The organism is Tardiphaga sp. 768_D3_N2_1 (assembly GCF_052076105.1).
In the GTDB taxonomy this organism is placed as follows: domain Bacteria; phylum Pseudomonadota; class Alphaproteobacteria; order Rhizobiales; family Xanthobacteraceae; genus Tardiphaga.
The window spans coordinates 197109-222582 of sequence record NZ_CP197245.1 but is presented as its reverse complement, the minus strand read 5'-3'; the positions used below and the strand labels follow the sequence as shown (position 1 = coordinate 222582).

Sequence of the window (25474 nt, the reverse complement as noted above, 5' to 3'; positions counted from 1 at the left end):
GGATTCATGTCGGACACACCACAGCAACTGCTTCATCTGGTCATCGGCGGCGAACTCACCGATCTGAAGAGCACCACGTTCAAGGATCTCAGCCAGGTCGAAGTCGTGGGCGTTTATCCGAATTACGCCTCGGCTTTCGTGGCCTGGAAGGCGAAGGCGCAGCAGACTGTCGACAACGCGCATATGCGTTACTTCATCGTCCATCTTCATCGGTTGCTCGATCCCGGCCAAGACGCGAAGCCGGCCGCTTGAAACGACTGCTCCGAAACACGCTGCGCAGCAGCTGGGTTCAGCGCGCCGCGGGTTTTCTCGCGGCCGAATTCTTGCGTCTGGTCTGGAAGACCAACAAGTTCACCTTCGATCCCGTCGATGTCTATGACATCGTCGAGCCGCAGATGCCGGTCATCCTGGCGTTCTGGCATGGCCAGCACTTCATGACGCCGTTCATCAAGCAAAAGGACTATCGCGGCGCGGTCTTGATCTCGAAGCATCGCGACGGTGAGTTCAATGCGCTGGCGGCCCAGCGGCTTGGCATCGCCACGGTTCGCGGCTCCGGCGATCACGGCGGCGCGTTTCACCGCAAGGGCGGTGTCGGTGCGTTCAAGGAGATGGTGCGGGTGCTTGAGAAGGGCATCAACATGGCGCTGACCGCCGACGTGCCGAAGCGCTCGCGCGTTGCCGGCATGGGCATCATCATGTTGGCGCGCGAGAGTGGCCGGCCGATCATGCCGTTCGCCATGGCCACCAGCCGCTATATCCAGCTCAACAACTGGGATCGCACCACGATCAATCTTCCGTTCGGCCGCGGCGTGCTGGTCGGCGGTGAACCGCTGAGCGTTCCCTCCGATGCCGACGCTGCCACGATGGAGGCGCTGCGCCTGCAGCTCGAGGCCACGCTGAACGATGCCACGCAGCGCGCTTATGCCGCGGTGGGGCGGCCGGAAGGTGCGGGTCGTGCCTGACGCGCTGCCGATCACGCTGCGCGCCTATCGCAGATTGTCGGCGGCGCTTGCGCCGCTTGCGCCGGTCCTGATCAAGCGGCGTCTGAAGAACAACAAGGAAGATCCCGCGCGCCTCGACGAGCGCCGCGGCATTTCGCGGATCGCGCGGCCCACCGGGCCGCTGGTCTGGATTCACGGCGCCAGCGTCGGTGAAGTGCTCGCGGCGGCGGCGCTGATCGAGCGGCTGCGCGCGGCGGGCATGCGCATCCTGCTGACCTCGGGCACGGTGACCTCGGCCGAGATCATCGCCAAGCGCTTTCCGCCCGATATCATCCACCAATACATTCCCTATGATTCACCGCGCTTCGTGGCGCGCTTCCTCGATCACTGGAAGCCGAGTCTTGCGCTGTTCATCGAGAGCGATCTCTGGCCGAACCTGATCATCTCCGCCGCCAAGCGGCGCGTGCCCATGGTGCAGATCAATGCTCGGATGTCACAGCGCTCATTTCCGCGCTGGCAGAAATTTTCGGCGACCATCGGCGCCTTGCTCGGCCGCTTCGAGATCTGCCTGGCGCAGTCCGAAACCGACGCCGAGCGCTTCAGCGCATTGGGGTCGCGCAGCGTCGTCGTCACAGGTAATCTCAAGCTCGACGTGCAGGCGCCCCCCGGCGACGCCGTGAAGCTGGACAAGCTCATGGCGGTGACGCGCGGTCGCCCCATCATCGTCGCATCGTCGACGCATCCCGGCGAAGAAGAGATCATCTTCGAGACCCACAAGACGCTGACCAGTTTCTTCCCGAAATTGCTGACGGTCATCGTGCCGCGCCACGCCCATCGCGGCGCGGATATCGCGCAGATGATCACGGCGACCGGTGCGCAGGTCGCCCTGCGCTCCCGCGAGGAATTGCCGCATGCAGGCGCCGATATTTACGTGGCCGATACCATGGGCGAACTCGGCCTGTTCTATCGGCTGTCGCCGGTGGTGTTCATGGGCGGCTCGCTGGTGCCGCATGGCGGGCAGAATCCGATCGAGGCCGTGAAGCTCGGCGCGTCCGTGGTGCATGGTCCGCATGTCTTCAATTTCACCGACGTCTATGAGGCGCTGGATGGCGCCGGCGGTGCGAAGCTCGCCGACTCCTCGGAGCAAATGGTGAAACAGCTCGGCCAGATGCTCGGCAACGAGGCGGCACGTGCTGCCGCGATCGAGGCCGGGCATCGCGTGGTTGAGCGGCTTGGCGGCGCGCTCGACCGCACGCTGCACGCGCTGGAGCCTTATCTGATGCAGCTCCGGATTGAGGCGGGAGCCTATGATGCGTGAGCCGGCATTCTGGCGGCCGCCATCGACATGGCTGTCGCGTCTGCTGATGCCGCTTGGCGCCATCTATGGCGAAGTCGCAGGTAGCCGCATGGCGCGCAAGGGCGTCGATGTCGGCATTCCCGTTCTCTGCGTCGGCAACTATCACGTCGGCGGCGCTGGCAAGACACCGACGACGCTGGCGCTCGTACAGGTGCTGCGCGATCTCGGCGAGACGCCGGTGGTGCTCAGTCGCGGCTATGGCGGCAGGCTGCGCGGGCCGGTGAAAGTCGACCCAATGAGGCACGTGGCGGCAGATGTTGGCGACGAGCCGCTGATGATGGCGCGGCGGGTGCCGGTCGTGATCTCCGGGGATCGCGTCGCCGGCGCAGCGCTGGCGCGCTCGACCGGCGCCAGCGTCATCGTGATGGATGACGGCTTCCAGAATCCGGCCATCGCCAAGGACGCCTCGTTCATCGTGATCGATAGCAATCGCGGTCTCGGCAATGGCCGTGTGCTGCCCGCGGGACCTTTGCGCGCGCCGCTCGATCTGCAGATCGCGCGCACCGATGCACTGGTCGTGATCGGCGATGGTGTTGCGGCGACGGGCGTTGCCGCGCTGGTCGCAGGCCAGGGCGGCCCGGTGTTGACGGCGCGCCTCGTGCCGGACGAGATGTCAGTGGCGGCCCTGCGCGGCAAGCGCGTGCTGGCCTTTGCGGGAATCGGCGATCCCGAGCGCTTCTTCCGTACGTTGCGTCATGCAGGTGTGGACGTGGCTGTGGAGAAGGCTTTCGCCGATCACCATCCGTATACGCCCGGCGAGATCGATGCGTTGGTCGCGCAAGCGAAGCATGGTGGGCTCACGCTGGCGACGACGGAGAAGGATGCCGTCAAGCTCAGCAGCATGCCGGCCGCGACGGAGATCGTCCCATTCGCCGTCACGCTGGCCTTCGAGGACAAGACGGCGCTGCAGGCTTTCGTGATCGAACGGCTCAATCAGGCGAGAGTGAAGACGCTGAGAACGTAGGATGGGTAGAGCGTAGCGAAACCCATCTCTTTGTGCCTATGAATGATGGGTTTCGCGAAGACGCTCTACCCATCCTACGGCCTTACTTCTGACCCTTCACTGCGTCCGGATAATGCCGCGCCAGCACCGCATTCGGCACTGCATAGGCTTCCTGCCGATCGACGCTCCAGTACTTCAATTCATCCAACGGAATGCGCTCGCCTGTGATGGCGCAAGTCACATAGGTGCCGGGCGACACCACGCGAAAATCGCCGTCGAGATATTGCAACTGGGCTTCGCCGTGGCCCGAGGGGCCAAATTTGTTCAGCACGGCTGGTCTCCTGGATCGTCACTAGGTCGTCTTGCCGGATCGGTCACCGGCCCTGAATGTCGTCATCTCGTAGCATAATAGGGCCGCAGCGTCGCCCAATAAAGGCGGCGCGCGCAACCTCTAGAACAGGCTGCCCTGATCGATTTTCGGCGCCTTTTTCGGCGCGGCCGGCGCCGCAGGCTTTGCGTCACGCGCTGCAGCGGCCGGGCGGTCGCCATCGGCGGTCACGCCGACGCGGCCATCGGCGAATTCGATGCTCAGGCGGGCGCCGGCTGCGATATTGGCGGCGGCATGCAGCGCTGCACCTTGCTCGTCGCGCACCAGCGCAAAGCCGCGGGCCAGCACGCTGCGATAGGAGAGGGCACCGAGCAACTGGCTCGATGCCTGCACGCGCGCCTGCTGGCGTTGCACCAGTGTCATCAATGCACGGCGCGCGCGCTCGGTGAGGCGCAATGTGCGCTCCCTGTCGCGTATGATGGCGTTGCGCTGGGCCTGCGCATTGGCGAGCTTGGAGGCCTTCAATCGGGCTTCAAGACCAGTGAAGCGATCGCGGCGCTGCCGCAGCAGCGCACGCGCGGAGAGGCTCAACCGTTCGCCCGATACCGTCAGCCGCTGTGTGGCATGGGCGATCTGTGCGCGCAGCACGCGCAGCGTGAGACCTGCGCTGGCTTCCGCGAAGCGCCGATGATGCGCGTGGGTATTGGCCTTCAGCGCACGCGGCAGCGATGCGGTTGCGCCATCGAGACGCTGGCGCGGAATGGCGAGCAATTCGCTGAGGTCGGGCAGGGCACGTGCTGCGGCGCGCAGCTCGTTGCGGCGGGATTCCTGTGCGCGCTGCCAGCACAGCATCATGCGGCGCTCGAAGCCGGAGATCTCTACCATCAGTTCGGCGCGCACCGGCACCGCCATTTCGGCAGCCGCTGTCGGCGTCGGCGCGCGCTTGTCGGCGGCGAAATCGATCAGCGTGATATCGGTCTCGTGGCCGACGGCCGAGATCAGCGGGATCATGCTGTCGGCAGCGGCACGCACCACGATCTCTTCGTTGAACGACCACAAGTCTTCCAGCGAGCCGCCGCCGCGTGCGACGATCAAGAGATCCGGCCGCGGAATTGAGCCGCCTTCCGGCAGCGCGTTGAAGCCGTCGATGGCGGCGGCGACCTGTTCGGCCGAGCCTTCGCCCTGAACCTTCACCGGCCATACCAGCACGCGGCGCGGGAAGCGGTCTTCGAGGCGATGCAGAATGTCGCGAATGACCGCGCCGGTCGGCGAGGTCACCACGCCGATCACCTCCGGCAGCCATGGCAACAGTTGCTTGCGCGCCTCGTCGAACAGGCCTTCGGCGCCAAGTTTGCGCTTGCGCTCTTCCATCAGCGCCATCAGCGCGCCGACGCCGGCGGGCTCGATGGCCTCGATGACAATCTGGTATTTCGACGAGCCCGGATAGGTGGTCAGCTTGCCGGTGGCGATGACCTCAAGGCCTTCCTGCGGCTTGAAGCGCATCCGGCCATGGACGCCCTTCCAGATCACCGCCTCGATCTTGGCGCTCTCGTCCTTGAGCGAGAAATAGCAGTGGCCGGAGGAATGCGGCCCGCGAAAGCCGGAGATCTCGCCGCGCACCCGCACGTTTCCATAGGCGTCCTCCACCGTCCGTTTCAGGGCTGAGGACAGCTCGGAGACGGTGAATTCGGTCGAGTTTGTCAGTGGGGCAGCGGCAGCTTTGGGCATCGAATCTCGGCTTTCAGGATCGTCGCAAAGTAGGGATGTCGGTCGCAAAACGCCAATCAGATATTGAATTGCAGATTACTCTGTTGTACAGAGTTATCTGTTCTCAGAGGGTGACGGTATTATGGCGCGGATATTGACCTTCACGGTTCGTGGCATTGTTTGGCTCCTCGCCGCAGCGGGCCTGGTGACCCTGGTTCTGGCCGGCATGATTGCGGTGCCGGTGTCCCGGCCCAAGGCGCTGGCCTCCATTGCAGACACGGCGCGCAGCGCAGATCGCAGCGGCACGCCGCCCCTTCAGTATTTCCAGGCCAGAGACGGTTCGAATCTGGCCTATCGGCGCTACGCGCCAGCGGGGCCATCCGTGGGCCGCGCCGCGCTGCTCATTCATGGCTCGTCGGGATCGAGCATGGCGATGCACGCTTTGGCGAAAGCGCTTGCCGCGCGGGGCGTCGACAGCATCGCGCCCGACATGCGTGGCCACGGCGCATCGGGGACCCGCGGCGATATCGCCTATCTCGGCCAGCTCGACGATGATCTCGCAGATCTTGTCGGCCATTTGCGCGGGCAGGGGCTGGCACTGCCACTGACGCTTGTTGGGCATTCGTCGGGCGGCGGGTTTGCGCTGCGCGTGGCGGGGTCCGTCAATCAGGGGCTGTTCACGCGCACCGTGCTGCTGTCACCCTATCTCGGCCTGAAGTCGCCATCCACGCGCGAGAACGCAGGCGGATGGGCCAGTCCGAGTGTACCGCGCATCATCGCGCTCAGCATGCTGCAGTCGGTCGGGGTCACATGCTGTTCGCAGCTCCCGGTGGTTGCCTTTGCCGTGCAACCGGGCATGACGCGCATTCTGACCTCCGAATATTCGTTCAGGTTGTTGCAGAACTTCGGCACGCATCGCGACTATCGCCTGGATCTCGATCCGGCGAATGGGCCTATATCGGTCATCGCCGGGCGCGATGACGAGCTGATGTTCGCGGACAAATATCGCGAGGCGATGCAGTCAAAGGCCAATATCGACGTGCGGGTTCTCGACAATGCCAATCACATGGACGTCGTCAGCACGGCAGGCGCCGTCGCCGTCGTCGCCGACGACATCGCAACGAGGTGAGACCGTGATCGACAGCAAGGAAGCCAGCGCGACACTGCTGGAGATCGACAGCCTGACGCGTGTGGTCCGGCAGTCGGTGTTCTACCGGCACGCCAGCACGATGCTCATTCTATGGGGCGTTGCGACCTTTATCGGTTATCTGCTCTCGTTCTTCGCGCCTGCTGCGGCTCCCGTCATCTGGTCGGTCGTCATCGTCGCGGGTGTGATCTGCGCGATCATCATCGGGGCACTCAACAAGAAGCACGAAGGTGTCAGCACTTTCGATGCCCGCGCAACGGCAGCATTCATCGCATTCGTGGCCTTCGGCTGTCTGTGGAGCATGGTCTTCGGAACGATGACGATCCGGCAGATCGCGGCGTTCTGGACGACTTACTTCATGTTGCCTTACGTGATGACAGGATTCTGGTTCGGCCGCGTCTTCGTCGTGATCGGCCTGAGCGTGATCGCCCTGACATTGCTCGGTTACTTCCTGGCCGGACCGTGGTTCACGCTCTGGATGGCGGTGGTCAATGGCGGCGGCCTGCTGCTGGGCGGCCTCTGGATGCGGCGCAGCTGACATGGCGGAACTCGACGACATCATCCATCAGCCACTGCGGCTCAAGATCATGGCAGCGCTGAATGTTCTGCAACCGGCGCAGGGACTGGATTTCCCGCGATTGAAGAAACTGACCGGCGCCACCGATGGCAATCTCGGCGCGCATATCGAGACACTGGCGAAGGCCGGCTATGTCAGCGTCGAAAAGGCCTTTGTCGGCAAGAAGCCGCAGACGACGGTGACGGCTACCGCGACCGGACGTGCCGCCTTCGCGCGGCACGTCGCCACCTTGCGTGAAATCATCGCGGCTGCGGAAGGCAAGTAGAGCAAAGCAAGTAACGTCAAGCTCGGGAGATTGTCATGGACATCGCGTGGCGCATTCTGACCAACACGCCGATCTGGGTATTCGCGTTGCTGGCGCTGCTGATCTGGCTCGGAAGTCTGTCGCTCCGGCCGCGCAAGACGCCGCTGCGCCGTTTGCTGATCGTTCCGATGGTGTTTCTCCTGATGGGGCTGTCGCGGCTGATCTTTGCCGGCGGCCAAGTGCATCTGATCGGGGCATGGCTGGCAGCGGCCATCGTGATGGCGGCTGTCGCTCTCTTGATCGGTCCCGGCGAGATGGTGGTCGATCGGCAGGACGGCACCATTCTGCGTCCCGGGAGCTGGCTGCCGCTGATCCGCAACCTGTCGGTCTTCCTGCTGCAATATGCGGTGGCGGTCGCGACCGCGATGAAGCTGGGTTCGAGTGCAGCCGTCCCGCTGATCGGTCAATTGGTGTCGGGGGCGTGCGCCGGCTATTTCCTTGGCTGGACGGTGGGTTTGATCCGCCGTTATCGCGAGGAAACGCGCGCCGACGCAGTTGTGGCGGGCAGCAACCTGACCGGTTGATTACTCAGACCACTGATTGCCGCGTCGACGCGTCGTGCTAAACGGTGGGCGTGTTTGATTGCAATTGGTCTGGCTGGTTATGAACATTCTCCTCATTGGTTCCGGTGGCCGCGAGCACGCGCTCGCCTGGAAGCTCGCCGCCTCTCCGCTGCTGACCAAGCTCTGGTGCGCACCCGGCAATGCCGGTATCGCCAAGGAGGCGGAATGTGTCGCGCTGGATGTCGCGGACCATGCCGCCGTGATTGCGTTCTGCAAGGAGAACAAGGTCGATTTCGTCGTGGTCGGCCCCGAGGCGCCGCTGGCGGCCGGCATCGTCGACGATCTGGCTGCCGCCGGTATCAAGTCGTTCGGGCCGAGCAAGGCCGCCGCCCGGCTCGAAGGCTCCAAGGGTTTCACCAAGGATCTCTGCAAGGCCAACAACATCCCGACCGCGGCCTATGAGCGCTTCAGCGATGCGGATGCCGCCAAGGCCTATATCCGCGCGCAGGGCGCGCCGATCGTGATCAAGGCCGATGGCCTTGCTGCCGGCAAGGGCGTCGTCGTCGCGATGACGCTGAAGGAAGCCGAAGACGCTATCGACATGATGCTGGGCGGCGGCTTCGGCGCAGCCGGTGCGGAAGCCGTGGTCGAGGAATTCATGACCGGCGAGGAAGCCTCGTTCTTCGTGCTGTGCGACGGTGAGCATGCGTTGCCGCTGGTTGCGGCGCAGGATCACAAACGCGCCTTCGATGGCGACAAGGGGCCGAACACCGGCGGCATGGGCGCCTATTCGCCGGCGCCTGTGTTTACCGATGCGATCCGCGATCGCACCATGAACGAGATCATTTATCCGACGCTGCGCGCCATGAGCGCGATGGGCTGTCCCTACAAAGGCGTGCTGTTCGCCGGCCTGATGATCACCGACGAAGGTCCGAAGCTGATCGAATACAATGCCCGTTTCGGCGATCCCGAGACCCAGGTGCTGATGGTCCGGCTGATGTCGGATCTGCTCCCGGCGCTGATCGCCTCCTGCGACGGGCAGCTCAACCATTTTGATCTGCGCTGGTTCCCGGATCCCGCGCTGACCGTGGTCATGGCCGCCAAGGGCTATCCCGGCGACTATGAGAAGGGCACGCGGATCGCGGGTCTCGACCGGGCCGAGAAGATCGAAGGCGTCGAGGTGTTTCATGCCGGGACCAAGGCATCCGGTGACTGGATTCTCGCCAATGGCGGCCGCGTTCTCAACGTGACGGCCTCGGCCAAGACCGTCGGCGAGGCTCAGCGTCGCGCCTATGAAGCGATCGGCCTGATCAACTGGCCCGAAGGCTTCTGCCGCCGCGATATCGGCTGGCAGGCGGTGGCGCGGGAGCGAAAAGGCAAGTAGTGGTAATCCGGGGTTCCCTTCGGGGAACCGAAGGTTGCGTGGCGCGTTGATGGGCCAGTGAGGTGCCCATGGCGCGTTACTATTTCGATCTCAAAAATGGCACGACACAGCGCGATCACGCTGGTCTGGAGTTCGGCAGCGATGCCGAGGCGATTGCGCGGGCTTATGCGATGGCCGATGAGGCCAGGATGCGCCCTGCGTCCCATCACAGTCATGAGCGCCATATCTGCATCATCCACGAAGACGGGCACGAAGTGACCCGCGTTCCCGTGGATGTGACGGCCAGCAAGGCCTCAACGCCGCGCTTTAAAAAACTCCCGTAACAGCGCTGCAGACTGGGTTTCCCCCACCGAGGAATAGACCTCCGGCACATGGTGGCAGGTCGGCGACGCAAAGAAGCGCACCCCGGAATCGACCCCGCCGCCCTTGGGATCGGCTGCCCCGTAATACAGCCGCCGGATCCGGGCGAATGAGATCGCCCCCGCGCACATCGTGCAGGGCTCCAGGGTCACATACAGGTCGCAGTCGATCAGCCGCTCGCTGCCGAGCTTGGCAGCGGCTTCCCGGATGGCCAGGACTTCGGCATGGGCGGTCGGGTCGCGGTCCCGGAGGGTGCGGTTGCCGGCCGTGGCGATCACCTCGTTATTCCCGACGATGACGCAGCCGATCGGCACTTCGCCGGCATTTCCGGCGCTTTCGGCCGCTTTCAGCGCCAAATCCATGAAAGAAGGTGCGGTCAACGGCTCGTTTCCTGCGCAAAACTCTGCTACGGAGTTGCATTCAGCAAAAGTGGATACTGGTTTTGCGTGAGAATGCGCCCCAATGAGCGCGCATTTTCGGCCCGCGAACCGTTCCGCACCGCTCAACCCAATTCAGCTTCCGCTGCAGTGAGACCCTTCATGCCCCGCGACAACAACAAAAACAACGGCCCCTCGCGCGGCCGGCCACCCGGTGGCAAAGGCGGAGCCGGCAAAGGCTTTTCAAAGGGCGGCCGTTCTGGCGCAGCGCGCGGACCGGAAAAGAAATTCGCCAAGCGCGACGGCACCTACACACCCAAATCTGCAGATTCGAGGCCGGCTCGTGCCGGCGGCGGCGAGAAGCGGTCCTTTGGCGAGAAGTCGTTCGGCGCCAAGTCTTTTGGAGCAAAGCCTTACGCCGGCAAGCGCGACGACACCCGCGCGCCGCGCCGCGACTACGGCGATGCTCCGCGTCGCGATCGTGACGATGCGCGTCCGGCTCGTTTCAACAGGGATGACCGTCCGGCGCGCAGCGGCGGCGATCGCCCGGACCGTGGCCCGCGCAAGGATTTCGGTGACCGCGAGAAGCGTCCCTATTCGCCGCGCGGCGAACGTCCGAATTTCAACCGCGATGACCGCGCCCCGCGGGGTGACCGCGGCGACGCGCGCCCGGCCGGACGTTTCTCCGACAAGAAGTTTGGCGACAAGAAGCCCTATGCGTCGCGTGGCGAAGGCGGTGAGAAGCGCTCCTATACGCCGCGCGGCGAAGGCTTTCGCGGCGATGGTGACCGTCCGCGTCCGCGCTTTGATCGCCCGCAGGCGGATCGCAACGATCGTCCGCGGGGGGATCGCAGTGATCGGCCGCAGGGCGATCGTCCGTTCAGTCCGCGTCCCTCGCGCGATGGCGATCGTCCGCGCAGTGACCGGCCGTTCAGCGCCGAGAAGAAGTTCGGCGGCGACAAGAAATTCTCGCGCGGCGCGCCAGATCGCGGCGGCCCGCGCAAGAGCTTTGGCGATCGTCCGGATCGTGGCGAACGCAATTTCGATCGCCCCGATCGCGGGGAGCGGAAGCCATGGCAGAACCGTGAGGATGGCGATCGTGGCGATCGCGGTGGTCGCGATTCCCGTCCGCCGCGCGACGGCGCGCGCAATTTCGATCGGCCGAAATTCGACAAGCCGCACTTTGAGCGTTCGCGCGATGATCGCCCCGAGCGTAGCGAGAGCGAGCGTCCGCGTTTCTCGCGTCCGCGCGAGGACCGTACGAGCTTCGATCGTCCGCGCGAGCCGCGTGGCCGCATGGACTGGCAGGAGCATGGACGCAGCGAGCGCCGCGATGGTGATGAGCGTCCGCGCCGTGACAATGAAGACGACAGCAAGATCTTCAGGAAGCGTCCTGCCTTCGGCGGCCGCGGCGAATATCGCGAACGCGATCCCGAAGCGCGCCGTCCGGCGCGTCTGCCCGCCGCAAAGAAATCGGGCGGCGAGCGCGTCGCCAAGGTCGTCGCGCGTGCCGGCCTGTGCTCGCGCCGCGATGCCGAGGAGTGGGTGACGCAGGGCCGCGTCGCGGTGAATGGCCGCGTGATCAATTCGCCCGCGCTCGATGTCTCGACCAACGATGTCGTCACCGTCGATGGCAAGCCGTTGCCGGCGCCGGAGCGCACGCGCCTGTTCCTGTATCACAAGCCGCGTGGCCTGATGACGACCCATGCCGATCCCGAAGGGCGGCCGACGGTGTTCGATCATCTGCCCGAAGGCCTGCCGCGCCTGATCTCCATCGGCCGGCTCGATTTCAACACCGAAGGTCTGCTGCTGCTGACCAATGACGGTGGTCTCGCGCGCACGCTCGAATTGCCGGAGACTGGCTGGCTGCGGCGCTATCGCGTCCGCGCCCATGGCGAAGTCACGCAGGCGCAGCTCAACGAGCTTAAGAACGGCGTCGAGGTCGATGGCGTCAAATACGGTTCGATCGATGCGACACTGGAGCGCGACAAGGGCGCCAATGTCTGGATCGTCTTTGCGATCCGCGAAGGCAAGAACCGCGAAGTGCGCAACGTGCTGGCGCATCTCGGCCTCGAAGTGAACCGCCTGATCCGCGTCTCCTACGGTCCGTTCCAACTCGGCGAAATCGAGGAAGGTGAGGTCGACGAGGTGAAGACCCGCGTGCTGCGCGAGCAGCTCGGCGAGAAGATCGCCGAAGCCTCTGGCGCCGATTTCGGCCGGCAACTGCCGAGCAAGGGTGACGTCTCGCTCGATCCGGTGGTCGTGAAGAAGCCGGTGCTGAAGCGCTCGACGGTGGAAGACCGCAAGGGCCGTCGCGTCCTGGTGCAGCGGTCTGGCTCGGAAGAGTCGCGCGCCCGCAACGAAGCCGAAGCCCTGTTCGGCGGCCCGCCGAAGAAGCCGAAGCGCGGCTATCACGGCAAGCGCGATCTGAAGCCGCGGGACGAGTAGGCCATGCGTGTCGTCGGTGGCCGGCTGAAGGGCCGCAACATCGCATCGCCCACGACGCAGGCGATCCGTCCCACGGCGGATCGGCTGCGCGAGTCGCTGTTCAACATCCTGATCCACGCTTACGAGAATCCGATCGAGGACGCGCGCGTGCTCGATCTGTTTGCCGGCACCGGCGCGCTTGGCATCGAGGCCGTATCGCGCGGCGCGAAGTTCACGCTGTTCGTCGACAACGGTTCCGAGGCGCGCGCACTGCTCCGCAACAATGTCGAGGCGCTCGGTCTTGGCGGCGTGACCAAAGTGTATCGCCGCGATGCCAGTGATCTCGGCCCCGCCCATCCGGTCGAGCCGTTCTCGCTGGTGTTTCTCGACCCGCCCTATCGCATGAAGCTCGCCGAAAAGGCGCTGGCCTCGCTGCGCGATGGTGGCTGGCTGACGCCGGGTGCGCTGCTGGTGGTGGAAGAGGCGAAGAATGCGGAATTTGCTGCGCCCGAGGGCTTTGAAGAGCTCGAGCGCCGCGCCTATGACGATACCGAATTTACGTTTCTGCGCGCGACGTAAGTAGGATGGGTAGAGAGAAGGCGCGTTAGCGCCGATCGAAACCCATCAGCCCAAGCACCGCAAATGATGGGTTTCGCTGCGCTCTACCCATCCTACAAGATGAGGACCATGCCGATGTCTGCGATCGAATATACTTGGGATCACGTCCATATCCGTACGCCGGACACCGAAGCGACCGCGCAGTGGTTTGCCGACATGCTTGGCGCCGAGATCCTGCGCGCGCCCGGTCGCATCGATATCAGGCTCGGCGGCGGCATGATCTTCCTCGCACCGGTGACGCCGGAGATGGGTGTCAATCCGCCGCCGGTCACGCCCTATCAGGGTCTCGACCATTTCGGCCTGAAGGTGAAGGATATCGACGCCGTGGCGGCGTCGCTGAAAGCCAAGGGCGTGGAGTTCACCAAGGAGCCGCATACGCTCAAGCCCGGCCTGCGCATCTGCTTCATCCGCGCACCGCAGGGCGTGTCGATCGAACTGCTGGAACGTGATCCGAAATATACGTGAGACGCGTCAGCGTCTGCCGAACAGCTTCTCGATATCGCTGAGCTTCAGCTCGACATAAGTCGGCCGGCCGTGGTTGCACTGGCCGGAATTCGGCGTGTCTTCCATCTCGCGCAGCAGCGCGTTCATTTCCTCGGGCCGCAGACGGCGGCCTGAGCGGACCGAGCCGTGGCAAGCCATGGTCGCCGCCACATGCAGCAGGCGGCGCTCCAGCGGCAGCGCCTCGTCCCATTCCGCCATATGTTCGGCGAGATCGCGCAGCAGCGACGCCGCATTGGTCTTGCCGAGCAGCGACGGCGTCTCGCGCACGGCAATGGCGCCGGGGCCGAAACTGTCGATGGCAAGGCCGTAGCTCGCCAGCTCCTCGGCGCGGTCGAACAGTTTCTCCACGATGGCCTCGTCCATTTCGACGATTTCCGGGATCAGCAGGATCTGCCGCTGCACGCCATTCGCGGCCAGCGACGCCTTCAGCCGCTCATAGACGATGCGCTCATGTGCGGCATGTTGATCGACCACGATCATGCCATCGCGGGTTTGCGCGATGATGTAGTTCTCATGCACCTGCGCCCGCGCCGCGCCGAGCGGGCGGTCGATCAGGTCGATTTGCGGCGCTTCCTCGAAGCGGACATCGGCGGTGGGCGTGCCGACATCGAAGGTGGCCTGGCTGGGCTCGGCAAGCGCAGCCGATCCATTAAATGCCGGCATGGGGCTGACCGGAAAGGCAGGCGAGCGCTTCCAGTCCCAATTGGCATTCGTGCGCGGCGCGAAATTCGGAGCGAAGTTGGGGCGGAACGAGTCCAGCACCGCGCCGTCGCTATTGGCCGCGGTGCGGCGTCCCTCGCGCGCGAGACCTTCCTTCAGCGCATGCACGATCAATCCGCGCACCAGCCCGGCATTGCGGAAACGCACTTCGGTCTTGGCCGGATGCACATTGGCATCGACCTCCGTTGGGTCGAGCGTGACGAACAGCGCGACGATCGGATGGCGATCGCGCGGCAGATAATCGGAATAGGCTGCGCGCACCGCACCGATGATCAGCTTGTCGCGGACAGGACGACCATTGACGAACAGATACTGTCCAAGCGCATTGGCGCGGGTCAGCGATGGTGCTGCGGCAAAGCCTTCGACCACGACACCTTCGCGTTCGCTGCGCACTTCGATGGCGCTGAGACGAAACTCAGGTCCGAGAATGTCGCCGAGCCGCGTCAACTGTCCGGCCGGACCGGGCAGCGCAGCCGCCCATGTCACCGGCGCGCGTTCCTCGCCGGCCATGGTGAAAGCGATGTCGGGGCGCGCCATCGCAAGGCGGCGCACGACTTCGCGGATCGCTTCGGCTTCGGTGCGGTCGGTCTTGAGAAATTTCAGCCGGGCAGGCGTCGCGTAGAACAGATCGCTGACTTCGACGCGGGTGCCCTGCGACAGCGCGGCCGGCGCGATCGGCGACTTCTCGCCGCCATCGACGGTGCGCGACCAGGCATGCGGCTCCGAGGCGTGTCGCGTGGTGATGCTCAGCCGCGCGACCGAGCCGATCGAGGGCAGCGCCTCGCCGCGAAAACCGAGGGTGCGGATCTGCAGCAGGTCTTCGTCATCGAGCTTCGAGGTGGCGTGGCGATCCACCGCCAGTTGCAGGTCGGCATGGGTCATGCCGCCGCCGTCGTCGGTGATGGCGATCTTTCGCCGTCCGCCGCCATCGGTGAAGATCTCGACCCTGGAGGCGCCGGCATCGATGGCGTTCTCCACCAGCTCCTTCACCACGCTGGCCGGCCGCTCCACCACCTCGCCGGCGGCGATGCGGTTGACGATGGTTTCTGGCAACTGGCGAACGGGCATGGATCTCGGGGCGCGGTGACGGGTCGGGGTTATGTAGGGAACCGGAAACGCCATTCTATGGCCCCGGGCGCCTGATGTCCCCGCCTCAGCCCCAGTTTCCCCCGGCCTTTAAGCGAATCGGCCACCCTTCTGGATCACCTCGATCTTGTAGCCATCGGGGTCGGTGGCGAAGAAGAACTGCGCCAGCGTGCGGCCCTCATGCTTGAAATCGCGCAGCGGCCCGGGCGCGAGCTTCTCGCCCTCGAAGCGGGCATGTTCGGCAGCGACGTCGTCCACCACGACAGCGAGATGGCCGTAACCGTCACCCAGCACATAGGGCTCCTTGCGGTCGAAATTCACCGTCAGTTCGAGCTCGAAGGGCGAGGAGGGGTGGCGCAGATAGATCAGCGCAAAATCAGAAAATGCGATGCGCTCGGCGATCTCGAGGCCAAAAGCGCGCTTGTAGAAATCCAGCGCGCGCGCCTCGTCCAGCACGCGGATCATGGAGTGAACGGGTTTGGCCATCGGGAAATTCCTTGAAGAGGGGTCTGGCTTGTTGTGCGGAGGCGCCGCTCAGTGATCGAAGCGACCGCTGCGGCCCGCCTTGACGTCGCTGCGGCGCTTCTTGCCGTCGAGGCGGCGCATCTTCGAGCCGAGCGTCGGTTTGGTCGGCCGCCGCGGGGGCTCGCGATAGGCGGCTTCCTTCACCAGCTCCACCAGCCGCTCGATGGCGTCGGCCTTGTTGCGCTCCTGGGTGCGGAAGCGCTGGGCGTGGATCACGATCACGCCATCCTTGGTCATGCGCTGGCCGGCGAGGGTGCGCAGCCGGATTTCCATGTCTTCGGGGATCGTCAGTCTCTTGCTGTCGAAGCGCAATTGCGCGGCGGTCGAGACCTTGTTGACGTTCTGTCCTCCCGGGCCGGACGCGCGCACATAGACGATCTCGATATCGTCTTCCTCGATGGCGATGGAGCGGGTGATCCGGAGCAGCATTCTGTCTCCGTAGCACAGGATACCGCGTTTTGCTCGGTGCCCCGTGCGCTTGATCGCAGATCGCAAAGATATGCCCGGGACATGGCGGCAATGCTGGAACTGGCGCCCTGCCGAGGCTTATCGTTGCACCATCAGTCAATCCGGACGTCTCATGACCAAGACCCCCCGCAATATTCTCACCATCGATATCGGCGGTACCCATGTGAAGGTGATGACCAGCCGTGAAGGGATCAAACGCGAATTCGAATCCGGTCCGGACCTGTCCGCGAAGGAAATGGTGCGCAAGGTCAAGGCACTGACCAAAGACTGGCGCTATGACGTCGTCTCTGCCGGCTATCCCGGTCCGGTGGCCGGCAATCGTCCGCTCAAGGAGCCACATAATCTCGGTGCGGGCTGGAAAGGGTTCGATTTCGAGCGGGCATTCCGTAAGCCCATCAAACTCGTAAACGACGCCATGATGCAGGCCGTCGGCAGCTACGATGGCGGGCGCATGCTGTTTCTCGGCCTCGGCACCGGGCTCGGTGGGGCCATGATCATCGATGGCGTGTTGGAGCCGATGGAGCTGGGCCACCTGCCGTATCGCAACAAGACATTCGAGGATTATGTCGGCGCCGCCGGCCTCAAGCGATTGGGCAAGAAGAAGTGGCGCGACCGCGTGGCCGAGGTTATTGCCGATCTCACGGCAGCGCTTGAGCCCGATTATACGGTGCTCGGCGGTGGCAATGTGGAGATGCTCGACAAACTCCCGCGCAAGACCCGACGCGGCGACAACGCGAATGCGTTCAAAGGCGGCTTCCGGCTCTGGGATCCAGCGAAGCCGGTGAAGCGCCGCTAGGCGCGGCGCGATCCACTGCGTTCGACCAGCTTCACCATGACCTGCAAGGCATGGTTGGTTGGCGTCGGGATGCCGTGTTCTGCGCCCTTGCGGACAATGAAGCCGTTGAGGAAGTCGATCTCCGACGGTTTGCCACGGCCGAGGTCCTGTGAGGTCGAGGATTGCTGGTGCGGCATGGTGGCGGCGAGGCCAAGCGTCTTGTCGAGCAAATCGTCCGGCAGCGCCACGCCGCAGGCGCGCGCCACCGCCAGGCACTCGGTCACGGCATTGGTCACGATGTCAGGCACGCCCTGGACCTTGAACATCTCGCCATAGGCGATCCCGGCCACCGCCGAGAGCGCGTTATAGGCGCAGTTGTTGATGAGCTTGGACCACTGTACGGCATCGATATTGTCGGCGACGGTGGTCGGCACGCCGGCGTCGCACAGCAGCTTCGCCAGCCTTTCGCTCTCGGGCGACGCGCCGATGATCAGTTCGCCGCGGCCATTGTGCTTCACATGACCGGCACCCGGCATCTCGGAGGCGACATAGACCGCTGCTGCGATCACCGGCTGGCTGAGAATGGCGCGCAGGCGCTGGGGATTGTCGACGCCGTTCTGCAGGCTCAGCACGATGGAGTTGGGCTTGAGCACAGGCTTCAGTGCTGTTGCCGAACCGTCGGTATCGCCAGACTTCACGGCGAACAGAACGAGGTCCGGCGGTGCGAGATCGGCGATCTGCGTCACCGCCTTCGCCGGAATGAAACCGTTGAACTCGGCGCTCTCGAACCGTAGGCCGTTTGCATTGATCGCATCGACATGGGTCTGGCGTCCGACCAATGTCACGTCATGGCCGGCGCGCAGCAGCTTGGCGCCATAGTAGCAGCCGACTGCGCCGGCCCCGATCACCGCAATCTGCATCGTACCCCCCGGAGATGTGGCCTCAGTTCGCCCTCGGCGCCGGGGCCACCGGCGCTGCGGCCGCCTGCGGCGCGCGGCCGACGACCACGGTCAGCAGCCCGTCCGCCCACAGCTTCTTCGCTGCCGCCTTGGCCTGGTCCAGCGTCACGGCATCGACGATGGCATTGCGCTTCTCGATGTAATCGATCGGCAGTTTGTCGAGCTGGTATTGCAGCAGCGCGCCGGCCAGTTTCGACGAGGTGTCGAGCGCCAGCATCTGCGACCCCTTGAGATAGGACTTCGCCTCATCCAGCTCGCGCTGGGTCGGACCCTGCTCGGCCATGCGTTTCACTTCGCTGGTCACGGTATCGACCGTCTCGGTGGCGCGGTCGGCGCGGGTTGCGGTGCTGCCGATATAGATGCCGGAATGCTGCATCCACAGCAGCGAGCCACTGACGGAATAGACCAGGCCGCGCTTCTCGCGCACTTCGTGATACAGCCGCGATGACAGCGTGCCGCCGCCGAGAATGTGATTGACGATATAGGCAGCCATGAAGTTCGGGTCGTCGCGTTTGACGCCGGGGCTGCCGAAGGTGATGACCGTCTGCGGCACGTCGAGCGTCACGGATTCTTTCTGCGGCGGCTTGGCCGCAGTGACTTCCGCGACCGGCGTCAGCGTGGCCTTGACGGGCAGGCCGCCGAAGGTCTTGTCCAGCAATGTCGCGAGCGTGTCGGGATCGACATCGCCGACCACGGCAATCTTCAGCGTGTCCTTGGCGACGATACGTTGCTTGTAGGCCTTGATGTCATCGACATTGATGGTCGGCACATCGGTCAGGCTGCCATTGGATGGCCGGCTATAGGGATGGTCGCCGAATGCCATCTGCAGAAACTTGCGCGTCGCCAGCGAATTCGGGTTCGAGGTTTCGCGGCGCAGGCCGGACATGATTTGCGCGCGGATGCGCTCGACGTCGGGTGCGTCGAAGCGTGGTGACGTCAAGGCGAGGCGGGCAAGGTCGAACGCCTCGTCACGATGTTCTTTCAGCATGCGCAGCGAGCCACGCAGGTAATCGCGCTGGGCGTTGAAGTTGAGCTCGATGGCGCGGCGTTCCATGCGATCGCGGAAGGCCGAGGAATCGAGATCTCCCGCACCTTCGTCCATCAGGCTGGCCACCATGTTGGCGGTGCCGGATTTGTCCTTCGGATCCTGTGCCGCACCGCCGCCGAACGCATATTCCATCGCGATCAGGGGAACGGTCGCATCCTGCACGAACCAGGCTTCGATGCCGCCTGGCGTCACGAGCCGCTGTACCTTGGCTGCGGCGAAGGATGGCGTCACGGTCAGGGTGACGAGTGAGAAGGCGGTGGCGACGGCAATGCCGAGACGGCCGGCGTTGAAGATGATGCTCACGACCGCTTCTCCTCGCGCTTCGGCGCAGATGTATCCTTGATCAGGTAGCCGGTGACCGAACGCTTCTTGTCGAGCCAGGTCTGTGCGGCTGCGCGCACCTGTTCGGCGGTAACCGCCTTGATGCGGTCAGGCCAGCTACGGATGTCCTCGACGCTGAGCCCCGTGGTGAGTGCCGCGCCGTACCAGCGCGCCAGCGAGGCCTGGCTGTCCTGCGCATAGGTGGCTTCGGCGACGAGCTGCGTCTTGACGCGTTCGAGGTCGGCAGCCGGCACCGGATTGGTCGCGAGGTCGGCGATCACGGCGTCGATGGTCTTTTCGATATCGGCGAATTCGGCGCCCGGCTTCGGCGAGGCCGAAATCATGAACTGTGCGCTGTCGAGTGCAGTGCCCTGGTAGCTGGCACCGGCATTGACCGCGAGCTGCTTGTCGACGACGAGAGCGCGGTAGAGATATGAATTCGCGCCGCCGCCGATCAGCTGGCCGAGCACATCGAGCGCCTGGCTCTCGCCGGCCGCAGCGGTGGTGGCCGACGGCACCTGATAATAGCGGCGCAGGCTTGTCTGTTCGACGCGCGGATCGGCCAGCGTCACCGTGCGCGGCGCAGCGGGCGTCGGCTCCTGTGGACGCATGCGCCGTTCGGGGATCGCCGGCTGCGCCGGGATCACGCCATAGGTACGCTCCACCATCGGGCGGATTTCCTGCGGGTCGACATCGCCCGCGATGATCAGCGTCGCATTGTTCGGAGCATAGAAGCGCTTGTAGAAGGCGAGTGCGTCCTCGCGGTCGAGCTTCTCGATCTCCTGATGCCAGCCGATGATCGGGCGGCCATAGGGATGGTTGAGATAGAGCGCGGCCATGATCTGCTCGGACAGCCTTGCATCGGGGCTGTTGGCGACGCGCATATTGTATTCTTCCAGCACGACGTCGCGCTCGGGCAGCACGTTCTCGTCCTTCAGCACGAGACCGGTCATGCGATCGGCCTCGAACTCCATCATCTTGCCGAGCTGGTCCTTGCTGATGCGCTGGTAGTAGCCGGTATAGTCGGTCGAGGTGAAAGCGTTCTCCTCGCCGCCGACGCGCTGCACGGTCTGCGAGAATTCACCGACCGGATGTTTTGCGGTGCCCTTGAACATCAGATGTTCGAGGAAATGCGCGAGGCCCGATTTGCCGGGCGTCTCGTCGGCGGACCCGACCTTGTACCAGATCATCTGCGTGACCACGGGCGTGCGGTGATCCTCGATCACCACGACCTGCATGCCGTTGTTGAGCTTGAACGTGGTTGGCGGCTTTGCTGTTACCGTCTGCGCGCGGGCGCCCGATATCGCAAAGGTGGGAGCCAGCAGTAAAGCGACGACTGCGACGGATCGTGCGGCAAGTCGGAATGATGAGGTCATGGCGGGGCTAACAGCTCCAAAGCATGGGGAAAGGCGTGACCAGGCAATCGCGCGGGACACATCCGCGCGTGCAGGCTGATCGCAGTGAAAGGACGTCTTTGAAATGGCGGCGCAACGCCAGCGCCGCGATCAGAACTTACCCGTCATCGGGTTGATGTTGTAATCGTTCTTCATGGTTTCCTTCGGCCCGGTGCCATAGGCATAGCCTGCGGCAGGCGTCTGGTAACCGGCAGGCGGCTGGGTCAGCGACTCACGCGTGGGCTCGCCCTTGAACTCGGCGGTCTCACCCTTGTTGCCGCCGAACATGTTCTTGAACAGGCCGCCTTCATAGCCGAGCTGTTTCGGGCTCAGCACGATGTTCTTGTTCGGGTCGCCCGGCGAGGAATTGTCCACGGCAGACGACGCGCCACGTGCGCGCTTCGGCGCCATCTCGCGCGGGGTCAGTGGCCGCGCGGCTTCCAGCACTTCTTCGGGGCGTCCGGTCTTCGCGGCAGCGGCAGCTGCGCGGCGCTGCTGCACGTCCGGATCCTTCGGCCAGTTTGCGACCGGCGCGGCACCGGCGGCGGCCGGCGGTGGCAGGTCGATTCGCGGCGGGACCACCAGCGGCGAACGCTCGCGGTAGTCGATGCCGGTGTTTTCCATGTTGGTGCCGCCGAGACCGGTCATGATCTGCTTGATGGCCTTCTGTTCGAAGGTCATGTCCTCTTCATCGGCATCCTGCGCGCGTGCGGCGCCTGCCGACATCACGAGGCCAACGCTAAGGGCAACGGCGGTAAGGCGCAGGGCGCGCGTCCAGGCGCCCGATGAAGTGTGCAGAGCCCAACCGGTTTCGGTCTCGCGCATCGTGTTCATCCTGTTCAAATATCTGGCGGATCGGCAAGAATCCGAGAATCCTGGTGCGGTTCCGCTGGTATCGCCCTTGCCTTGCGTATCGGCTGGGATCAGGGCGCTTTTGCGGCGGGTACCGTGAAGAAAGAGTCATACAGCAGGGCCGCTACACCGGCAACAATAGCGACATCAGCAAGGTTAAACACGTACCAGTTGTAGGTCTTGCCGGCGATTTCGACGTGCAGCAGGGCGAAATCGACCACGGCGCCATAGGCGAATCGGTCGATGGCATTGCCGATCGCGCCCCCGATGATCAGGCCCAGCCCGATCGTGGCCAGCCGGGTCTCCGATTTCGCCATCCAGACCGCCAGCGCCACCACCGCGATCGCCTTGATGGCCACTAGCAGGACCTGACCGGTCGGGCCGGAATCGGAGAACCAGCCGTAGCTGATGCCGGTATTCCAGGCCAGAACGAGATCGAAGAACGGCGTGATCCTGACCAGGCCGCGATGGCCGAGATCGAAGCCATAGAGCAGCCACAGCTTCGTCGCCTGATCGAGGATCAGGACGACGATGGCTGCGATCAGCCCGGAGCGGACGGCTGGTTTCAAACAGCCACTCCCAGCGCCTTCCACTCCCGCAGCGCCTGCGCATCGCGCGGGGTGACGTCGGGATAGTCCTTGTCCTCACCCACGGTCGGCAGGATCTTCCAGGAGCGGGCGCATTTGGTACCCACAGCCTTTTCGACCACCACGGCGACGCCCGGCACGTCGTGAAGCTTGAACGCATTGGCCGGCGCCTCGCCTTCACGCACTTCGTAGCTCGACGTGATGCACACTTCGGCGAGATCGACATCGAACAACGTGGCGATCAGCGCCCGGTCAGCAACATAGATCACCGGCGAGGCTTCCAGCGACGAGCCGATGTTCTTCGCAGCACGCTCGACTTCCAGCGCGCCGGTGACCACGCGGCGCACATTGCGGATGGTCTCCCACTTCGCCGCGAGCGCCTCGTTGCGCCATGCCGGCATCGTCTTCTGGAACGGTTCGAGATGCACCGACACGGCCGCGCTGCCATAGCGCGACAGCCACGCCTCCTCGGCAGTGAAGCTCAGAATGGGTGCGAACCAGGTCACGATCGCGCGGAACAGGTAATCGATCACGGTCAGCGACGCCTTGCGTGCCAATGACGACGGCGCGTCGCAATACAGCGTGTCCTTGCGGATGTCGAAGTAGAAGGCCGACAGTTCGGTGTTCATGAAGGCGGCGAGTGTAGCCACCACTGTCTTGTAGTCGAAATCGACATAGGCCTGCCGCACCACCGCATCGACTTCCGAGAGACGATGCAGCATCAGCCGCTCGAGCTCCGGCATGTCGTCTGCCCTGACGCGCTCCTCGTCGCGGAAATGCGCGAGGCTGCCAAGCATCCAGCGTACGCTGTTGCGCAGCTTGCGATAGGTCTCGATGGTGTTCTTGATGATCTCCGGGCCGATGCGCTGGTCGTCGGCATAATCGGTGGCGCAGACCCACAGGCGCAGGATGTCGGCGCCGGAATCCTTGATCACCTTCTGCGGCTCGATGGTGTTGCCGATCGATTTCGACATCTTGCGGCCGTTCTCGTCGAGCGTGAAACCATGGGTCAGCACGACATCGAAGGGCGCGCGGCCGCGCGTGCCGCAGCTTTCCAGCAGCGACGAGTGGAACCAGCCGCGATGCTGATCGGAGCCTTCGAGATACATCACGGTATCCTGGCCGCCATCGACCTTGCGCTTGATGCCCTTGAAGCCCGGGAAGTGCACGGGGTCTTCGAGGACGAAGGCATGTGTCGAGCCCGAGTCGAACCAGACGTCGCAGATATCGTCGACCTTCTTCCACTCTTCGTTGGAGAGCGAGCCGAGGAAACGCTCGCGCGCGCCTTCGGCATACCAGGCATCGGCGCCTTCCTTTTCGAAGGCATCGGCGATGCGGGCGTTGACGGCCTCGTCCTGCAGGATCTCGGCGGAGCCGTCGCCCGTTTCGCGCACGAACACGGCGATCGGCACGCCCCAGGCGCGCTGACGCGAGATCACCCAGTCCGGGCGGCCGGCGATCATGCCGGTGATGCGGTTCTGGCCCATCGCCGGCACCCATTGGGTGACCTTGATGGCTTCGAGCGCACGATGACGCAGCGTATCGCCGGACTTCGCGGTGCCATCGTCCGTGATGTCCTTGTCCATCGCGATGAACCATTGCGGCGTGTTGCGATAGATGACCGGCTTCTTGGAGCGCCAGGAATGCGGATACTGATGCTTCAGGCGCGCGCGCGCCACCAGCATGCCGCGCTCGACCAGTTCCTTGATCACGGCCTCGTTGGCGTCGCCCTTCTCGCCCTTGTCGTTGATCACGCGCTTGCCGGTGAAGCCCGGCGCCTGTTCGGTCAGCGCGCCGTTCTCGTCGACGGTGTAGGGGATCGTGGTGGCGATGCCGCGCTCGGTGAGCTGGCGGCCATTCGACATCCAGATGTCGAAGTCGTCCCGGCCATGGCTCGGCGCGGTATGCACGAAGCCGGTGCCGGCATCGTCGGTGACGTGATCGCCATTGAGCAGCGGCACGATGAAGTCATAGCCGCCGCCGAGACCCTTGAGCGGATGACGGCACTCGAGATCCTCGAGGATGTCGGACGACAACTCGCTGCTCTTTTTCCATGACGTCACGCGCGCCTGCTTGAACACGCTTTCGGCCAGCGCGTCGGCGAGGATCAGCAGGTCGCCGGTCTTCAGCCAGTTGTCCTCGGGCGCTTCGGTGACCTCATAGAGGCCGTAAGCGATCTTGCTGGAGAACGAGATGGCGCGGTTGGCCGGCAGCGTCCAGGGCGTGGTGGTCCAGATCACCACAGCGGCCTTGGCGAGACGGCCGAATTCGGCGGCGACCGGGAATTTCACCCACACCGCATCCGACGTGTAGTCCTCATATTCGACTTCGGCTTCGGCCAGCGCGGTCTTCTCGACCACGCTCCACATCACCGGCTTCGATCCGCGATACAGCGTGCCATTGGCGGCGAACTTCATCAGCTCGCGCGCGATCTGCGCTTCGGCGAAGAAGTCCATGGTGGCATAGCGGCCGGCCCAGTCGCCGATGATGCCGAGGCGCTTGAATTCCTCGCGCTGGATGTCGAGCCACTTGCTGGCATAGGCGCGGCATTCCTGGCGGAACGCGATCATCGCCGCGCCGTCCTTGAAGTTCGGCTTCACCCTGCCCTTGGAGCGGTAGTTCTCTTCCTCGATCTTCCACTCGATCGGCAGGCCGTGGCAGTCCCAGCCCGGCACGTAGTTGCTGTCGAAGCCCAGCATCTGCTGGCTCTTGGTCACGACGTCCTTGAGGATCTTGTTCAGCGCATGCCCGATATGGATCTGGCCGTTGGCATAGGGCGGGCCGTCATGCAGCACGAATTTCGGCTTGCCTTTCGCGGTTTCGCGGAGCTTGCCGTAGAGGTCGATCTCGTTCCACCGCGCCAGCATTTTCGGCTCGCTGGTCGGCAGGCCTGCGCGCATCGGAAATTCGGTCTGCGGCAGGTAGAGGGTCTTGGAATAGTCGTGCGTATCGGATTTGGCGGGCTTGTCGGACATAATGGCTCTGGCTTGCTCGAATGGCGCTGAAACGCGTGAAAACGCGATGAAAACTGGACGGTCCCGGTCTTGCGCCGAGCAAAGCTCAGGCGGAAGCCGGGCCGATAATGCTTATGATGGGGCGCCGTGCAGACATCCGGCACTCAATAGCAGCCGGGGAGACGATCGCAAAGCCCATCCGCGTCATTGCGAGCGAAGCGAAGCAATCCAGAAAGCCACAAGCAAGAACTGGATTGCTTCGTCGCCAAGAGGCTCCTCGCAATGACGCCCTAGGGGTTTGAACCTGA

The 25474-nt window shown here is 64.2% G+C and carries 26 protein-coding genes; 14 read left to right on the top strand and 12 right to left on the bottom strand.

What is annotated here, in order from left to right; genetic code table 11:
• Window positions 1-6 precede the first annotated feature (6 nt).
• Genes AB8A27_RS01095 through lpxK form a run of 4 tightly spaced genes read left to right on the top strand, consistent with a single transcriptional unit; the run spans window position 7 to window position 3262 of the window.
• On the top strand, window positions 7-252 hold the full coding sequence (locus AB8A27_RS01095; protein WP_441240305.1) for a DUF4170 domain-containing protein: 246 nt from the start codon (window positions 7-9) through the stop codon (window positions 250-252).
• Window positions 249-962, top strand: coding sequence for a lysophospholipid acyltransferase family protein (locus AB8A27_RS01090; RefSeq protein ID WP_441240304.1), 714 nt, complete (start codon window positions 249-251; stop codon window positions 960-962). Before AB8A27_RS01095 ends, AB8A27_RS01090 begins: the two co-directional genes overlap by 4 nt.
• Window positions 922-2259, top strand: coding sequence for a 3-deoxy-D-manno-octulosonic acid transferase (locus AB8A27_RS01085; protein WP_441240303.1), 1338 nt, complete (start codon window positions 922-924; stop codon window positions 2257-2259). Before AB8A27_RS01090 ends, AB8A27_RS01085 begins: the two co-directional genes overlap by 41 nt.
• Entirely contained in the window at window positions 2252-3262 is a 1011-nt protein-coding gene (gene lpxK, locus AB8A27_RS01080) for a tetraacyldisaccharide 4'-kinase (protein WP_441240302.1), read from the top strand. The genes AB8A27_RS01085 and lpxK overlap by 8 nt, the downstream gene beginning before the upstream one ends.
• 82 nt (window positions 3263-3344) lie before the next feature.
• On the opposite strand, the gene AB8A27_RS01075 is transcribed toward lpxK, so the two are convergent.
• Both AB8A27_RS01075 and xseA read right to left on the bottom strand, forming a co-directional pair.
• Window positions 3345-3572, bottom strand: coding sequence for a DUF2093 domain-containing protein (locus AB8A27_RS01075; protein ID WP_089261889.1), 228 nt, complete (start codon window positions 3570-3572; stop codon window positions 3345-3347).
• 120 nt (window positions 3573-3692) lie between these two features.
• Window positions 3693-5297, bottom strand: coding sequence for an exodeoxyribonuclease VII large subunit (gene xseA, locus AB8A27_RS01070; protein ID WP_441240301.1), 1605 nt, complete (start codon window positions 5295-5297; stop codon window positions 3693-3695).
• Window positions 5298-5418: 121 nt separating this feature from the next.
• On the opposite strand from xseA, the gene AB8A27_RS01065 reads away from it, so the two are divergent.
• From AB8A27_RS01065 to AB8A27_RS01040, 6 genes are all read left to right on the top strand, one after another.
• Entirely contained in the window at window positions 5419-6405 is a 987-nt protein-coding gene (locus AB8A27_RS01065; protein ID WP_441240300.1) for an alpha/beta hydrolase, read from the top strand.
• Window positions 6406-6409: 4 nt separating this feature from the next.
• Window positions 6410-6961 carry a hypothetical protein gene (locus AB8A27_RS01060; protein WP_441240299.1) on the top strand — a complete coding sequence of 184 codons (552 nt, stop codon included), beginning with the start codon at window positions 6410-6412 and terminating at the stop codon, window positions 6959-6961.
• Between the two features lies 1 nt (window position 6962).
• On the top strand, window positions 6963-7265 hold the full coding sequence (locus tag AB8A27_RS01055) for a winged helix-turn-helix domain-containing protein (protein WP_441240298.1): 303 nt from the start codon (window positions 6963-6965) through the stop codon (window positions 7263-7265).
• Between the two features lie 35 nt (window positions 7266-7300).
• On the top strand, window positions 7301-7828 hold the full coding sequence (locus AB8A27_RS01050) for a DUF6622 family protein (RefSeq protein ID WP_441240297.1): 528 nt from the start codon (window positions 7301-7303) through the stop codon (window positions 7826-7828).
• A 79-nt stretch (window positions 7829-7907) separates the two neighbouring features.
• Window positions 7908-9191: a phosphoribosylamine--glycine ligase gene (gene purD / locus AB8A27_RS01045; protein ID WP_441240296.1), complete on the top strand. Its 1284-nt coding sequence runs from the start codon at window positions 7908-7910 to the stop codon at window positions 9189-9191.
• A 68-nt stretch (window positions 9192-9259) separates the two neighbouring features.
• Window positions 9260-9514 carry a DUF6894 family protein gene (locus tag AB8A27_RS01040; RefSeq protein ID WP_441240295.1) on the top strand — a complete coding sequence of 85 codons (255 nt, stop codon included), beginning with the start codon at window positions 9260-9262 and terminating at the stop codon, window positions 9512-9514.
• Here AB8A27_RS01040 and AB8A27_RS01035 read toward each other — a convergent pair.
• A complete protein-coding gene (locus AB8A27_RS01035; RefSeq protein ID WP_441240294.1) occupies window positions 9485-9931 on the bottom strand; it encodes a nucleoside deaminase in 447 nt (148 codons plus the stop codon). The two genes, AB8A27_RS01040 and AB8A27_RS01035, sit on opposite strands and share 30 nt — an antisense overlap.
• A gap of 159 nt (window positions 9932-10090) precedes the next feature.
• On the opposite strand from AB8A27_RS01035, the gene AB8A27_RS01030 reads away from it, so the two are divergent.
• The 3 genes from AB8A27_RS01030 (at window position 10091) to AB8A27_RS01020 (ending at window position 13438) form a co-directional block, all read left to right on the top strand.
• The gene (locus AB8A27_RS01030; RefSeq protein WP_441240293.1) at window positions 10091-12376 is read left to right on the top strand and encodes a pseudouridine synthase; all 2286 of its coding nucleotides are present in this window, start codon (window positions 10091-10093) and stop codon (window positions 12374-12376) included.
• A gap of 3 nt (window positions 12377-12379) precedes the next feature.
• On the top strand, window positions 12380-12934 hold the full coding sequence (gene rsmD, locus AB8A27_RS01025) for a 16S rRNA (guanine(966)-N(2))-methyltransferase RsmD (protein WP_441240292.1): 555 nt from the start codon (window positions 12380-12382) through the stop codon (window positions 12932-12934).
• Between the two features lie 114 nt (window positions 12935-13048).
• Window positions 13049-13438: a VOC family protein gene (locus tag AB8A27_RS01020; RefSeq protein ID WP_089261869.1), complete on the top strand. Its 390-nt coding sequence runs from the start codon at window positions 13049-13051 to the stop codon at window positions 13436-13438.
• Window positions 13439-13444: 6 nt separating this feature from the next.
• On the opposite strand, the gene mutL is transcribed toward AB8A27_RS01020, so the two are convergent.
• From mutL to arfB, 3 genes are all read right to left on the bottom strand, one after another.
• The gene (mutL, locus tag AB8A27_RS01015) at window positions 13445-15265 is read right to left on the bottom strand and encodes a DNA mismatch repair endonuclease MutL (protein WP_441240291.1); all 1821 of its coding nucleotides are present in this window, start codon (window positions 15263-15265) and stop codon (window positions 13445-13447) included.
• A gap of 108 nt (window positions 15266-15373) precedes the next feature.
• Window positions 15374-15769, bottom strand: a complete 396-nt coding sequence (locus AB8A27_RS01010; RefSeq protein WP_441240290.1) for a VOC family protein — start codon at window positions 15767-15769, stop codon at window positions 15374-15376.
• Window positions 15770-15817: 48 nt separating this feature from the next.
• On the bottom strand, window positions 15818-16234 hold the full coding sequence (gene arfB / locus AB8A27_RS01005; protein WP_441244793.1) for an alternative ribosome rescue aminoacyl-tRNA hydrolase ArfB: 417 nt from the start codon (window positions 16232-16234) through the stop codon (window positions 15818-15820).
• A 154-nt stretch (window positions 16235-16388) separates the two neighbouring features.
• Between arfB and AB8A27_RS01000 the strand changes: the two genes are divergently transcribed.
• Entirely contained in the window at window positions 16389-17072 is a 684-nt protein-coding gene (locus AB8A27_RS01000; protein ID WP_441240289.1) for an ROK family protein, read from the top strand.
• On the opposite strand, the gene AB8A27_RS00995 is transcribed toward AB8A27_RS01000, so the two are convergent.
• From AB8A27_RS00995 to ileS, 6 genes are all read right to left on the bottom strand, one after another.
• Window positions 17069-17971, bottom strand: a complete 903-nt coding sequence (locus AB8A27_RS00995) for a ketopantoate reductase family protein (RefSeq protein WP_441240288.1) — start codon at window positions 17969-17971, stop codon at window positions 17069-17071. The two genes, AB8A27_RS01000 and AB8A27_RS00995, sit on opposite strands and share 4 nt — an antisense overlap.
• 22 nt (window positions 17972-17993) lie before the next feature.
• Window positions 17994-19328: a M16 family metallopeptidase gene (locus AB8A27_RS00990; RefSeq protein WP_441244792.1), complete on the bottom strand. Its 1335-nt coding sequence runs from the start codon at window positions 19326-19328 to the stop codon at window positions 17994-17996.
• A gap of 29 nt (window positions 19329-19357) precedes the next feature.
• Window positions 19358-20755: a M16 family metallopeptidase gene (locus tag AB8A27_RS00985; protein ID WP_441240287.1), complete on the bottom strand. Its 1398-nt coding sequence runs from the start codon at window positions 20753-20755 to the stop codon at window positions 19358-19360.
• A gap of 129 nt (window positions 20756-20884) precedes the next feature.
• Window positions 20885-21598, bottom strand: coding sequence for a hypothetical protein (locus tag AB8A27_RS00980; RefSeq protein WP_441240286.1), 714 nt, complete (start codon window positions 21596-21598; stop codon window positions 20885-20887).
• A 98-nt stretch (window positions 21599-21696) separates the two neighbouring features.
• Entirely contained in the window at window positions 21697-22194 is a 498-nt protein-coding gene (gene lspA, locus AB8A27_RS00975; RefSeq protein WP_092139061.1) for a signal peptidase II, read from the bottom strand.
• On the bottom strand, window positions 22191-25187 hold the full coding sequence (gene ileS / locus AB8A27_RS00970; RefSeq protein WP_441240285.1) for an isoleucine--tRNA ligase: 2997 nt from the start codon (window positions 25185-25187) through the stop codon (window positions 22191-22193). The genes lspA and ileS overlap by 4 nt, the downstream gene beginning before the upstream one ends.
• Between the last annotated feature and the right edge of the window lie 287 nt (window positions 25188-25474).